Origin of the sequence: Gleimia coleocanis DSM 15436 (assembly GCF_000159015.1) — a bacterium.
Taxonomy (GTDB): Bacteria; Actinomycetota; Actinomycetes; order Actinomycetales; family Actinomycetaceae; genus Gleimia; species Gleimia coleocanis.
Genome location: NZ_DS999565.1, coordinates 1 through 232 on the forward strand (window position 1 = coordinate 1; position 232 = coordinate 232).

Consider the following 232-nt stretch of genomic DNA (forward strand, 5'->3'; position numbering starts at 1 on the left):
CGGCAACATGCCGGGCTGACAAAAGAAGTGATGCTGGTTGGACAGTTCAACAAGTTTGAGCTGTGGGATGAAACAACCTGGCATCAACAGGTCAAAGAAGATATCGACGCAGAGCAGTTGGCTACCGGAGACTTATCGGAGCGACTGCAGGACTTGTCTCTATAAAATGATGGAAAACTATAAACATACTACGGTGCTGCTGGATGAAGCCGTTAATGGCCTCAATATCCGT

1 pseudogene is annotated in these 232 nt (G+C 47.4%); it reads left to right on the forward strand.

The features are described 5' to 3' along the window. Positions 1–165, forward strand: a pseudogene (locus HMPREF0044_RS08445) (hypothetical protein); the annotation flags it as partial. Between the last annotated feature and the right edge of the window lie 67 nt (positions 166–232).